The sequence below is a fragment of the Methylobacterium oryzae genome (genome assembly GCF_021398735.1).
In the GTDB taxonomy this organism is placed as follows: Bacteria; Pseudomonadota; Alphaproteobacteria; order Rhizobiales; family Beijerinckiaceae; genus Methylobacterium.
In genome coordinates this window covers 3,529,046-3,541,698 of record NZ_CP090349.1, presented here as the reverse complement: position 1 = coordinate 3,541,698, position 12,653 = coordinate 3,529,046, and the positions used below count along the sequence as shown (strand labels likewise).

Here is a 12,653-nt window from a genome sequence, read left to right as displayed (position 1 = left end):
TTGCATCGATATAATGATATCGATGCATTCAATTGATCGATGCCGTCGATCGAACGGGCAGACCGATGGAACTCCGTCACCTGCGTTACTTCGTGGCTCTGGCTGAGCACCTGAGCTTCACCCGGGCCGCGCGGCAGACGCACATCACCCAATCGACCCTGTCTCACCAGATCCGGCAACTGGAGGATCAGGTCGGGCAACGCCTGTTCGACCGCGTCGGCAAGCGCGTGTTCCTCACTGAAGCCGGGCAGAACCTGCTGCCCCGTGTCCTACGGGCCCTCGGCGAACTGGACGAGGGCCTTCGGGCGCTGTCCCCCCAGGATCAGGTCCTGACCGGTTGGCTTAGGATCGCCGCGACGCACACCTTTAACGTCAATCTCGTCCCCGCCTGCCTGACCGAGTTCCTCACCCGCAATCCTTCGATGCGCGTCGTCGTGGAGGAACTCGCCGCTAGCGTGATCGAGGAGCGGCTCCTGGCCGGTGCCCTCGATCTCGGTATCTCCTACAGGCCGGACCACCAGCAGGATCTCGCCTTCGAACCCCTCTATGACGAGCCTCTGGATCTCGTGCTTTCGCCTGAACACCGGTGGGCAGCCCGGAAATGGGTCCGCATGGCGGAACTCCACCATCAGCCGGTCGTGTTGCTCTCACCGGAATTCACCACCCGCAGGCTGCTGGATGACTGCTTCCGGCAATGCGGCGCCGTCCCGCACCTCGTCGCAGAGATGAACACGATCGGTCCCATCCTCGGCCTCGTTCGGCGTATGAACATCGTCGCGATCCTGTCGAGACAGGCCGTCCCAGAGGATGGGACGCTTTTGTCGGTTCCTCTCGAAACTCCCACGCCCATGCGGAGCCCTGGCGTGCTATTGCGCCGGAACGAGGTCCTGCCTCCGCACGTCGCATCCTTCCTGCACACGCTCCGACGAGCCTGCGATAAGACTTCTCATTCGACGCGTCGGTTGTAGCGGGGATGTCGTCGCGGGAGCTCGCCAGTGTGTCCACGACCACTACGGCGAACGAGCCCGAATTGGAGTCAGATATGGCAGCCAAGCAGGTCACCCTCACCTTCGACAACGGCCCCACACCACATGTGACGGATCAGATCCTGGGGATCCTAGACCGGGCCGGAATCAAGACCACCTTCTTCGTGATCGGGCAGAGGCTCGACGACCCCGCTGCAGCCGATCTCATGCGGGCTGCTCATACAGCGGGGCATTGGATCGGAAATCACACCTTTACGCATTCGGTGGCACTCGGGGACCGGACGGACCGGGACTATGCGCTCCGAGAGATCGAGGAGACGCAGCAAAGGATCGGTTCGCTGACGCGACCGGAGAAGCTCTTCCGCCCCTACGGGAACGACGGACTGATCGGCCGGCATCTGTTGAGTCGGGCGGCGCTCGATCACCTCCTCGCCGAACGCTACACGACGATCACCTGGAACAGCGTCCCCGGTGACTGGAAGGACGCGGACGGCTGGGTCGAGACCGCGATGGCCCAGGTGCGGGAGCAGGACTGGAGTGTCATGGTCATTCATGACATCGAGGCTGGATGCCTCGTCCGGTTGCCTGAGCTGCTTCAACGTCTGACAGATCTTGGAGCGACCTTCGAGCAGGCGATTCCGAGGTCGGTGATTTTGACCGAAGCGGGACGGACTGTGTCGATGTCTCCGGACTTCATGGCCGATTGATCGGCACACCCTCGCAGGGCGTGCGACAGATCTACCGGCATCATCGATCGATGGCATCGATTGAAACGATGAAAATATATCATCGCAACACTGCAAAATGGCCTGCTATGCTTCGTAGCGAGACTTGGCTCGGTCGGGACGGCGCGAATTATTCGAACAGGATCGCGCCGCGGAAGCCAAGCTCGCGATGGGGGATTTGGAATGGCCGATGCGTCCAAGACGCGCGTTGCTATCGAGCAAGCGTCTGAGAACGAACGAGCCAGGATCTATCGGAAGATCAGCCTCCGGCTGATCCCGATGATTTTCCTATGCTATGTCCTGAACTACATCGACCGTGTAAACGTCAGCTTCGCCAAGTTGACGTTCCAGAGTGACATCGGCCTGTCGGACGCGAGTTACGGCTTCGGCGTCGGCATCTTCTACGTCGGGTACATCCTCTTCGAGGTGCCGAGCAATCTTCTCCTTGGCCGCATTGGCGCGCGGAAGACGCTGACACGTATCATGTGTCTGTGGGGCCTCGTGTCCTGCTCGATGGCGTTTGTGACGAGCCCGGCGACCTTCTACCTGGCCAGGATCCTACTCGGTGCGGCCGAAGCTGGCTTCTTCCCGGGCATCGTCCTCTACCTCACCTTCTGGTTCCCCCATCGCCTGCGCGGGCGGGTGATGTCGCTGTTCGTCCTCGCCATTGCGGTGTCGGGCATCGTAGGCGGACCAGCCTCCGGTTGGATCATCCAGCACCTCGCTGGCGCGGCCGGCTTCAAGGGCTGGCAATGGCTGTTTCTCGTAGAGGGGGCGCTGCCGGTACTCGTCGGAGTCGGCGCGTTCTTTGTGCTGAGTGACCGACCCGCGGATGCCGCCTGGCTGACGCCACGGGAGAAGGCGATCGTGGCGGCCGATCTCTCATCCGGGACCTTCGAACAGGGACACGCGCCCGCGAGGGCCTTCCTGTCGGCCCTGCGAAATCCGAAGCTGTGGATCGCGACCTTCGGATATTTCTCCATCACCTGGGCGGGGACCGTTCTGAACTTCTGGGCGCCGACGATTATCCAGCGATCGGGCGTAGCCGACGTGTTCAGCGTCGGGCTCTTGTCGGCGATCCCCTATTCCGTGGGTGCCGTCGGCATGCTCCTGCTGTGCCGTAGTTCGGACCGGCGGCTCGAGCGGCGGTGGCATTTCGCCCTATCCGCCTTCCTGGCCGCGACGGCCGCCCTCGCCATCTCCCTCGTCGCGCAGAACGTTGCGGCGGCCATCGCCTGCCTGGCCCTGCTCGCCATCGGCTATCTGTCGGCGACCGCCCTGTTCTGGACCATACCGGTGCGCTTCCTGACCGAAGCCGAAGCCGTGGGAAGTCTCGCCTTCATCAGCAGCATGGGGCAGGTCGGAAGCCTGGCGGCGCCAATCGCGTTCGGATTTTTCACGAGCCTGACGGGCGGTCTCGCCGTCTCGACGGGTCTCGTCGCTTTCGTCCTTGCCACCGGCGGAATGGCTATTCTCTCCCTCCGCAACCCGCGTTTGGTTGAAAGACCTCTGTCATCAAAGCCAATAAACACGGGCTGCGACTTCGGCACGCGGTCGTGACATCGCTCCTGTCGCTAGTGTCCAGTTCCACAGCGGGCATGCTCTGAAGCAAATCGGCCGCTTACGGCCAGACTACGTCTCGCCGGATCGTCGGGGCGCGTAGGACCGACCGTTTCGCTTCGCGCTCAACCCGGCCATTCGGGGTACACCGCCGTGTTCTCCGAAGCGGACGCTCCGGCAGCGCCACGCGTAAGACGGTGGATCGCGCGCACCTGCTCTCGATTGTCGAGAAGATCCAGGCCAGGAATGCCGCCCCGCTGATCCGCGCTGAGGCCGTCACGGCGGATGCGTCTTCATTCGGGCCTGCCTGAACAAGGTGGAGAATCAACTCGAACGCGTCCGCGCCGAGGCGTTCTGGGCCCGCGTCATGCAGGAGGTCGCCCAACATCGGCTACGGTATCGCCTTCGGGCGCGCGATAGTCGCTCTCCCGAGGAGCGACTTGGCGCAGGTCAGCCCATCGCATTGCGGAGTTCGCCTACGTGGATGTCGTCGAGATCCATCGCTCGCCGTGGCGGACCATCGGCCTCTTCCTGGCCTCCGTCGGTTTCGCGGCCTTCGCCGGCTGGCTGATCTATGCGCACCCGACAATCGGGCGCACGGCCGTAACGCCCGGAAGCTTCGCCGAGTTCGAGGCCTATGCCGGCGTCGCGTTCTTCGGCCTCTGCACGGTGCTGATCTTCCCCAAGCTGTTCCAGTCGAAACCGGTGGTGTCCGTCGGGCCGCGTGGGATCTACGATCGCAGGCTGTCGACCGACTGGATCCCCTGGGAGACGATCCGTAGCGTGACCCCGATGCAAATCCAGCGGCAGCGCATGCTGGTGCTGGAGATCGACCCGACGGCCGACGCGCATCTGTCCTGGACGAAGGGGGCGCGCCGCAGGGCCAAACTGAATCGGGTCTTCGGGCGGTCCGGGTACTGGATGACGGCGGCTGATCTGCGCGGCGGCTTCCCGGCATTGGCCGAGGCGGTGTCCGCGGCCCGGCGCAACGCGTAGCCTGGGGTCCGCCGGCTATTCCATCGCCGCCCGGTCGCTCATCCGGGAACTGACCCGGTGATCGCGGCTCTCCAGCCCGGCTGTCGACGAAATCACGACGTCGGACAGGCCGAGCCACGAGGCCATCAATCGCAACTCCGCGAGTATCCGCTCCATCGTAGCCGCCGGCGCACCTGGCTCTTGATGCGCGCGCAGGACGATCAGCGCCCCGGCCCGTCGATCCGCCTTCAGGTCGACCCTGGCTACCAGCGCGCCGTCCATGAGGAACGGCAGCACGTAGTAGCCGTGCTCGCGCTTGTGGGCGGGCGTGTAGATCTCGAGGCGGTACCGGAATCCGAAGAGGCGCTCCGTCCGTGGCCGGTGCCAGACGAGCGGGTCGAACGGCGACAGGAGGGCCGCGCCGCGGTGACGGCGGCCGGGCCGGGCATCCCTGTTCAGGTACGCCTGCTGCTGCCATCCGCGGACGGTCACGGGAATGAGCACGCCCTCCTCGACGAGCTGCTCGATGGGCAGGCGCGCCTCGGTCGGCGAAAGGCGGTAGTAGTCGCGCAGGTCGTTCGCGGTCGCCACGCCGAGCGCCTCCGCGGATCGCGCGACGAGTTCGCGCCGGGCGTCCACCGGAGCCGGGGTCGGTCGGGCGAGGACGGAGCGGGGCAGCACCCGTTCGGGCAGGTCGTACACGCGCTCGAAGCTGCCCCTCCGATGCGTCGACGCCACGAGTCCCGCCCAAAAGAGCCATTCGAGCGCGTGCTTGGCATCGCTCCAGACCCACATGCCCTTGGACGCCTTCGGGCCCGAGACGTCGGAGGCAGCCAGCGGGCCCTCCTGCCCGATCCGGGCGAGCATGGCGTCCGCCTCCGCGCGCCGCTCGCCCGCGAACGCCTTGAGCTGGTTCCATACGCCGTGGCCCTGGCGGGCGCGGTCCATGCGCCAGCGCAGCAGAGGCTGGAGATCGATCGGCAGGAGGGACGCCTCGTGACCCCAGTACTCGAAGAAGCGCTTCGAGCCTGCGACAGCCAGGGCGTCGAGGGCGCCGCGGTCGTAGGGCCCCAGGCGCGAGAACAGCGGCATGTAGTGGGCGCGGACGAGGACGTTCACGCTGTCGATCTGGAGCAGGCCCAGGCGGCCTATCTGCCGACGCATCCGCGAGACGGCGATCCCGTCCGACAGCGGGCGCATGCCGAGGCCCTGGGCGGTCAGCGCGATGCGGCGCGCTTCGGTAATCGACAGTTCCAGCTTCGATCCAGCCATGGGATGGGCGGGGAGGCGGGCGTCACGATCCTACGGCCGCAGGTGCTGACCTTCGGAGGATACCCTCCACCGTCATCTGCTCAGCGGATCGTGTGGCTGGCGGCCTCGACGGTGGCTGGCCGGGACGGCTTGTTGAACACCGTCTGGCAGCCCGGACTCAGGCGCGCCCTGTTCCGGACCATGCAGGCCGTGATCCGGTCACGGTCCGGGATCTCGCTCAGGCAGAGCTTGAATGCGTCTCCTCGGCACAGGCGCGCCGCCTCGGCATCGTCGGCCCTGGCGGGCGTGCCGACGAAGGGCGTCGATGCGACGACGACGGCGGACAGACAGACGATTGCTTTCATGGTGCCGAGGTGCCCGATCTGGATCCTTCCGAAGGGCGGGCGTCCGATGGGCCAAGTGGCATCTGCGCTCGCCGATCCCACAACAGGATCCGGAACCTCAGGTTCCGCCCGGGGATGCCGCCCCATGCGCCCGGCACAGGCGCACCATTCGTGGGCAGGGCCAGCGGCCCGGTCTACCGGTCGCAGCGGCCGTCGATCCGGTCCTGAAGACCAGTCGCGACATAGACGAAGGCGCCGAGCAGGGCGACGGCCGTGGGCGTCGCAAACAGGAGCCACGTGTAGTCGTGCGGGCTCATCGCAGCTCCTTCGCACCCAGGGGGAGGGGCGTGCCCGCCCATGGATGGACCCGAACGGCGGGAAGCGATAGCCGGCCGGGCCTCAGGCTCGGCTTCCCGGCTACCTCGTGGCGCAGCGCTTCAGGGTGAACGGCTCGCCGGCCTTGAAGCCGCGTGCGATCGACGCGATCATCGTGTCGCCGGCGACCGAGAGCGTCCATCGCGCGTTCCTGGCCGAAGGACCGCCGCAGACCTCGTCGAGCTTCCATCCGAAGCTGCCGGCCGTACCGCTCCCAAGAAAAAACGCCCCCGACGTTTCTGACGAGGGCGCGAGGTGCGTTGAGGACGACCCATGCGTCAGGTCACTGGTATAATGCATGCCAGGGCGAGAGGTGCAACTCCCGAGTCCCGGCCACCTAGCTTGCGATCCGCGCTGGGACCACAACGGCTGCCTCGATCCAGTTTGCAGTCGGGATGGCGTACAACGCTCGGCCGACGACACGCGAGAGTGCATGACATCGCTGCTGCAGATCTCATCGACCGACACCAGTCCGATACTGGCCCTCAACAACGCGCACGCGGCCGAGCTCTCCCTGCTCGACGAGGAAGGTCTCTCCGAGCTCGTGGCGGGGAGCTTCCACGTACGCCGGATTGGCCGCAATGACGCTTTCCTTATCGCCCTCGATGAGCGGCATCCGACCTATGCGAGCCCGAACTATCTATGGTTCCGCAGTCGCTACCCGCGCTTCGTGTACGTCGACCGGGTCGTGGTCGCCGGCATTGCCCGCGGCCTCGGCCATGCGCGGCGGCTCTACGAGGATCTCTTCCGGAAGGCCCGCGAGGCCGGTCACGACCTGATCGTGTGCGAAGTCAACTCGATGCCGCCCAACCCGAGCTCGGACGCCTTCCACGCCCGGCTCGGTTTCGAGGAGGTCGGCGCAGCCACCATTCACGGCGGGGCCAAGACCGTCCGCTATCTCGCTCTTCGCCTGCCCGGCCCACGCTGACCTTGCACGAGCCGACGGCAAGTCCATACAGACAGGCCAGTCAGATTCGTCGACGCCCGCGCTTGCCGGCTGCCTCCAGAGGCCGCGCGGCACGCTCGAAGCCGGCCCAGGGATCTTTGCCGAGCGCCGCCAAGCGACCGGGCAGGGTGGCGACGTCGAAGCGCGATCCGGAACCGAGGAACGGGAGTTCGTCCCAGCCGACCGGCACCGAGACCGGCGCTCTCGCGCGGGCGCGGGTCGAGAAGGTCGCGACCGCGGTCGCACCACGCTGGTTGCGCAGATAGTCGATATAGATGCGGCCGTCCCTGGACTTCTTGGACACGGTCGCGACGTAGCGGTCGGGCGCGTTCTTGGCCATCTCGGAGGCGAGCCCCTTCGAGAACGCCTTCGCCTCATCCCACCCAGCCTTCGGTTCGACCGGGACGACGACGTGCAGTCCCTTACCTCCGGTCGTCTTGACGAAGGCGCCGAACCCCGAGATCCGCAGACGCTCGCGGACCTCGAGCGCGCCGGCGACGAGGTCGGTCCAGCCCACGCCGTCCCCGGGATCCAGATCGAAGACCAAGCGGTCCGGCCGATCCGGGTCCGCGGCCGTCGCGCCCCAGGGATGGATCTCCAGGACGCTCGCCTGGACCAGGGCGCGCAGGCCATCCGGGTCGCCGATCACGACCGCCTTCCCGGTCCCGCCTTCGAGGACGCGGAGAAGGCGTTCGTCGATCCCGGACCAGCCGTGCTTCTGGTAGAAGCACGAGCCGAGGCCAGCCGGGCACCGGACGAGCGACAGAGGCCGGTCGATCACGTGCGGCAGGATGCGGTCGGCGATCTGGGCATAGTACCCGGCCAAGCCCTCCTTCGTCAGGCCGACGTCCGGCCAGAGCACGCGATCTGGATGCGTGAGCGTCACGGTCGACTCCGCGGTTCTCCGCTTCGGCGCCCGTGAGCGCGCCGGCGCCGCCTTCCGGACGACCTCGTCGGGCGCCACGCCGGTCCGGATGGTCTTGAAAGACGCATGCCGCAGTTGACCGTCGGCGGTCCATCCGCGGAACGTCACCTCGCAGACGAGACGAGGCTCCACCCATCGTGCATTGCGGCGCGCCAGGGGCGGCAGTTCGGCGTCGAACGGCGGCGCTGGGATCCGCAGGGACTCCAGCTTCACCCAGAGCTCGCGCGCGACCGCGTCGCCTAACCCCGTACCCACCCGTCCCACGTGGACGAGGGTGCCATCCTGGTGTGTTCCCAGGATCAACGAGCCGACGGATTTAGGGGCCGTGCCTGAGGGCATGAAGCCCGCGACGACGAAATCCTGGGAGCCGGTGCATTTCACCTTGCGCCAGAGATCGCTTCGTCCGGAGCGGTAGGCCGCGTCGGCCCGCTTGGCGACGATGCCTTCGAGCCCGAGGCGGCAGGCATGGCGGGCCATGGCCGCGCCGTCGTCGACAAGATGCTCGCTGAACCGGATCCGGCCGGCGGACCCCGCATCGTCCAGGCTCTGCAGCAGCAGAGCCTTGCGATCGGTCAGGGGGAGGGCGCGGATGTCCTTGCCGTCGAGGTAGAGCAGGTCGAAGGCGTAGAAGTTCGTCGCTCCCGTGTCGCCGTCGGCCAGGGCCTGCTGGAGCGCGGAGAAGCTTGAGATGCCGCTCGCGTTCTCGACGACGATCTCGCCGTCGATCAGAGCGGAGGGCAGCTTCAGCTTCTGCAGGGCCTTCGCGATCGGCTCGAACTTCGACGTCCAGTCGAGGCCGGAGCGCGTCGACAGCTTCACGGTGCCGCCGTCGATGCGCGCCTGCATGCGGTAGCCGTCGTGCTTGATCTCGTACAGCCAGCCCTCTCCGGTCGGCGCCGCGTCGACGAGGGTCGCCAAGGCAGGCTCGACGAAGGGCGGCAGCACGGCCTTGCGGGCGCGCGGGGACTTAGCCGAGGCGGGCTTCGTCACGCGCACCGAGGCGACCTTCGCGCGTGCCGCATGGTCGGGTCTTACCTCGCCGCCGGCGGCGAGGTCGCGATTGGTCCGGCCCGACAGGACCGACGCGTTGTGCTCGCCGAGGATGTCGCCCTCGCGGCGCGCATGCTCGTCCTCGGCCTTCATCAGCAGCCATGGCTGCTTCTTCTCGCCGCCGCGACCCTTCATGCGCACGAGATGCCAACGGCCGCCGAGCCGCTCTCCGTGCAGGACGAACTCGAGGTGGCCTTTCTCGAGACCGGCGGCCGCATCGCCGACCGGCTCCCAGGACCCGATGTCCCAGACGATCATGGTCCCGCCGCCGTACTGGCCCTTGGGGATCGCCCCTTCCCAGCGCAGGTAGTCGAGGGGATGGTCCTCGGTCCGGACGGAGAGCCGCTTCTCGGACGGCGACAGGCTCGGCCCGCGGGTGACGGCCCAGCTCTTGAGTACTCCGTCCATCTCAAGCCGCAGGTCGTAGTGCAGGCGTCGGGCGTCGTGCTTCTGGACGACGAAGCGCGCCTTGGCGGTCTTCCGCCCGCGGCGTCCCCGCGGCTCGGACGAGGCCTCGAAATCCCGCTTCTCGCGGTACGGCTTGAGGAGCTCGGACATGGCTTTCGGCAAACCGCGCGGCCGATCGCCGGTTCCGGGATGCCGCTCCGACCGCGGAGGCAGGCAAGATCTCGCAAGTTATCCACAGGGCGAACTGTGCAGGAACGAGTCGAGAGCGACTCTCGTTGAGTCGCCGAATTCGTGATCGGCACCGCATCGACTCATCGCCGGCAACGAATACTTGTGCGAATTCTGGAGGCTGCGGTGGCATCGCGCGCCAATTGGAAGGGGCAACTGAGACTTTCGCTCGTCTCATGCTCCGTCGGGCTGTATCCGGCGATCAGCTCGTCGAGAGACCTGAAGTGCCACACGATCAACCGCGAGACCGGCAACCGCGTGAAGCAGCTGCTGGTCGACTCGGTGACCGGCGAGAGCGTCGACCGCGACGACCAGGTGAAGGGCTGCGAGGTCGCCAAGGACGAGCTCGTCCCCGTCGAGGACGAGGAGCTCAGCGAGATCGCGCTGGAAAGCACGCATACGATCAACATCGAGGCGTTCTGCAAGCGCGAGGAGGTCGACGAGCGCTACCTCTACAAGCCCTACTACCTCGCGGCCGAGGACAAGGTCTCGCGCGAGGCGTTCGCCGTCATCCGGGATGCGATGAGGAAGAAGGGGATGGCGGGCCTGGGCCGGATCGTCATCTACAAGCGGGAGCGCATCGTCCTGATCGAGCCCTACGGCAAAGGCCTGCTGGCGACCCTGCTGCGGTACCAGGACGAGATCCGGTCGCCCACCGCCTACTTCGAGGACATGCCGGACGGCAATCCGACCGACGAGATGCGGTCCCTGGCTGAGGAGCTGATCGCCCGGTCGACGAGGAAGTTCGATCCGTCGAAGTTCGAGGACCGCTACGAGGAAGCGCTGATCGCGCTGGTCAAGGGCAAGGCGAAGAAGCCCGAGAAGGGCAAGGGTCGATCGAAGGTGGCGGCACCGAGCTCCAGCAACGTCGTGAACCTGATGGAGGCCCTCAGGCGCAGCATCGACTCCGAGAAGCGTGGATCCTCCGCTCAGCCGGCCGCTGCCCGGAAGAAGGCGGGTTCGAAGCGGTCGCGGCTAAATTCGAACCGCGGCGCGGGCAAGGCGACGTCCTCGAAGTCGCGGAAGGCCGCGTGATGGCCGCTCGTCCGCTCCGGCCTCCGGCCCTGGCCCTCTCCCGTAGCGCCGCACGGCGGCGACGGGCGTGCCGAATGCTCGAGAGACTCGGCTACGACCCGCTCGGGTTCTCCTCCAACAGGGATGCGGAGGCGTGGCTGGAGGAGGACACGCCGGAAGCCGCGATCGTGGACGATCCCTGCGATAGAGAACTGGAAGGCCTGTTCAGCGTCCTCAAGGCGCGGAACGTCGATCTGATCGCCCTGGATGGCCCGCCGCCGCAGCCTTCCAGGGCGTGAGGCTGGAAACTCCGGTCACGACATGGCGACATGACCGAGCCGGGTCTTGGCGAACTGAGGCTGACCGAAGCGGGCCTTCGGTATCAGGTAGTTGACGAGAGCGGCGACGAGATCACAAGGGACGAGTTCCTTGTGCTTCTCGAGTATGAATTCGGCATAGTTTGCGTTGCCGGACACGCCGCAGGCGAGGCAATATCGAACCACGGCCTCGGTCGAGCGTCCTTGAAGCGATAGATACGTGTCGATATTCTTCACGAACACGGTATCCGCAAACACCGTCCGACCTCTGGCCATGTGATCCCTGTGCCGGGTCGCGTACCGCCAATTCTCATTGGTCAGATGCAGCACCTCGAAATCTTGTCCGCGCATGTAGGCGACGGTCTCGTCGAAGTGCGGCTCCCCCTCGTAGGCCGGCATGAAACGGAGCTCGGCCTGTACGACGGCGGCCCCGGCGATGTGCTGCCGGGCGTCGCGCAGGACCAAGCCGTCTATGCCCTCCAGATCGCTCTTGAAATAGTCGAGACCTGAGACCCCGATTTCATCGAGGGCATCCGACATGCGCTTGGCTTTGACCTTGTGAACCGCTTTGACCCGTGCCAGATCCCGGAGGCCGAACGCCTCGAGGATCTCCTGCTTGTCCTCCAGCAGTGAGGACGCGTAGATGAAGTGCTTCTCGCGGAATTCATAGTCTCCCGCGGTAGGAGCGATGACACAGTTGATAGGCGAGTACCGACCGAACTTCGATCTGTTGGAGCCTACAGACAGAGCGTCGAGCGATATGAAGTGGATCGCGCTAGCGATCTCGGATGGGACGCGCACGATCGCCTCGCCCGAAGATCCGAAATCCGCCATGTTGAGAAAACCGTCGAGGCACGCCGTTATTGTCCGCGCATCCTTCTTGGCGTCATCACTTATCGCTTCGACACGATCGGCGAATTCCTCGACGGAAAAGCTCCGCAGTAGGGCCGAGCACGTGCCGAGGAGGTCGCTGTCGAATGGATTCTCTAGGACTATTGCCGAGATGTAGTTGACCGCGTTCGGCAGGTCGCCTTGTTGGAAGCTGACGACCGAAAGTCCGATCAAGGCTCGAGGGTTTTTGTCTTCTACCTTGAGTATCGCCTCCAGAAGATTTCTGGCTTCTTGGTGCCGTCCCGCTTGGATATCGGCGTTGGCTCGATCGAGAGCTTCATCGACGGACATCTCGGCCATTCTATTGCGCCCACGCTGGAGATTGCAGGTGGCTTATGCAAGCGCGCGAAGGGTCCTTGGCGCAGCCTGGCAAGACACCGCGACAGTGACCTGAGGCATGGTCCGCCACATCTGTCTTAAGGGTTAACGCTTGCCTATGCCGGTTGGCCGCTCGAGCCGCCGGGATGGAACCGGAGGCTCTCGGTCAAGGCCGGGACATCTGCTTATGAGTGACGCGTTTCGCTCCGTTCCTTTCCGATCCGGATCGATTGAAGGCCGTCCGCATCTCTGGTCGGCCTTTTCCGAAGCGATTGTTCCGCTTTCGGCCAGCATCTGCCACCACGACGCGCCCATCTGAACGTCCAAAATGGGTGGTTTC

General features: G+C 65.6%; 12 protein-coding genes. 7 read left to right on the top strand and 5 right to left on the bottom strand.

The features are described 5' to 3' along the window. The first annotated feature begins 32 nt into the window (after positions 1-32). The 4 genes from LXM90_RS16800 to LXM90_RS16785 all read left to right on the top strand — a co-directional run bounded on the left by LXM90_RS16800 (position 33) and on the right by LXM90_RS16785 (position 4,267). Positions 33-968 (top strand): LysR substrate-binding domain-containing protein, encoded by a 936-nt coding sequence (locus LXM90_RS16800; RefSeq protein ID WP_128083379.1) that lies wholly within the window; start codon positions 33-35, stop codon positions 966-968. Positions 969-1,042: 74 nt separating this feature from the next. After that, entirely contained in the window at positions 1,043-1,693 is a 651-nt protein-coding gene (locus tag LXM90_RS16795) for a polysaccharide deacetylase family protein (RefSeq protein WP_029359437.1), read from the top strand. A gap of 201 nt (positions 1,694-1,894) precedes the next feature. Then, positions 1,895-3,271, top strand: a complete 1,377-nt coding sequence (locus LXM90_RS16790; protein ID WP_020096259.1) for an MFS transporter — start codon at positions 1,895-1,897, stop codon at positions 3,269-3,271. A gap of 480 nt (positions 3,272-3,751) precedes the next feature. After that, complete coding sequence (locus LXM90_RS16785; RefSeq protein WP_020096260.1) at positions 3,752-4,267, top strand: STM3941 family protein; 516 nt, start codon at positions 3,752-3,754, stop codon at positions 4,265-4,267. A gap of 15 nt (positions 4,268-4,282) precedes the next feature. Here the strand turns inward: LXM90_RS16785 and LXM90_RS16780 are convergent, their stop codons facing one another. The 3 genes from LXM90_RS16780 to LXM90_RS31920 all read right to left on the bottom strand — a co-directional run bounded on the left by LXM90_RS16780 (position 4,283) and on the right by LXM90_RS31920 (position 6,158). Beyond that, positions 4,283-5,518, bottom strand: a complete 1,236-nt coding sequence (locus LXM90_RS16780) for a winged helix-turn-helix domain-containing protein (protein ID WP_234080821.1) — start codon at positions 5,516-5,518, stop codon at positions 4,283-4,285. 80 nt (positions 5,519-5,598) lie between these two features. Further along, on the bottom strand, positions 5,599-5,862 hold the full coding sequence (locus LXM90_RS16775) for a hypothetical protein (RefSeq protein WP_020096262.1): 264 nt from the start codon (positions 5,860-5,862) through the stop codon (positions 5,599-5,601). Positions 5,863-6,035: 173 nt separating this feature from the next. Continuing rightward, a complete protein-coding gene (locus LXM90_RS31920) occupies positions 6,036-6,158 on the bottom strand; it encodes a hypothetical protein (RefSeq protein WP_020096263.1) in 123 nt (40 codons plus the stop codon). Between the two features lie 491 nt (positions 6,159-6,649). On the opposite strand from LXM90_RS31920, the gene LXM90_RS16770 reads away from it, so the two are divergent. Then, positions 6,650-7,144 carry a GNAT family N-acetyltransferase gene (locus LXM90_RS16770; RefSeq protein WP_020096265.1) on the top strand — a complete coding sequence of 165 codons (495 nt, stop codon included), beginning with the start codon at positions 6,650-6,652 and terminating at the stop codon, positions 7,142-7,144. Between the two features lie 40 nt (positions 7,145-7,184). On the opposite strand, the gene ligD is transcribed toward LXM90_RS16770, so the two are convergent. Then, on the bottom strand, positions 7,185-9,695 hold the full coding sequence (ligD, locus tag LXM90_RS16765) for a DNA ligase D (protein WP_234080820.1): 2,511 nt from the start codon (positions 9,693-9,695) through the stop codon (positions 7,185-7,187). 183 nt (positions 9,696-9,878) lie between these two features. Between ligD and LXM90_RS16760 the strand changes: the two genes are divergently transcribed. Both LXM90_RS16760 and LXM90_RS16755 read left to right on the top strand, forming a co-directional pair. After that, a complete protein-coding gene (locus LXM90_RS16760; RefSeq protein WP_326491889.1) occupies positions 9,879-10,808 on the top strand; it encodes a Ku protein in 930 nt (309 codons plus the stop codon). Between the two features lie 74 nt (positions 10,809-10,882). Next, complete coding sequence (locus LXM90_RS16755; RefSeq protein WP_234080818.1) at positions 10,883-11,086, top strand: hypothetical protein; 204 nt, start codon at positions 10,883-10,885, stop codon at positions 11,084-11,086. Between the two features lie 15 nt (positions 11,087-11,101). Here the strand turns inward: LXM90_RS16755 and LXM90_RS16750 are convergent, their stop codons facing one another. Beyond that, on the bottom strand, positions 11,102-12,295 hold the full coding sequence (locus LXM90_RS16750) for a tetratricopeptide repeat protein (protein WP_081636586.1): 1,194 nt from the start codon (positions 12,293-12,295) through the stop codon (positions 11,102-11,104). Between the last annotated feature and the right edge of the window lie 358 nt (positions 12,296-12,653).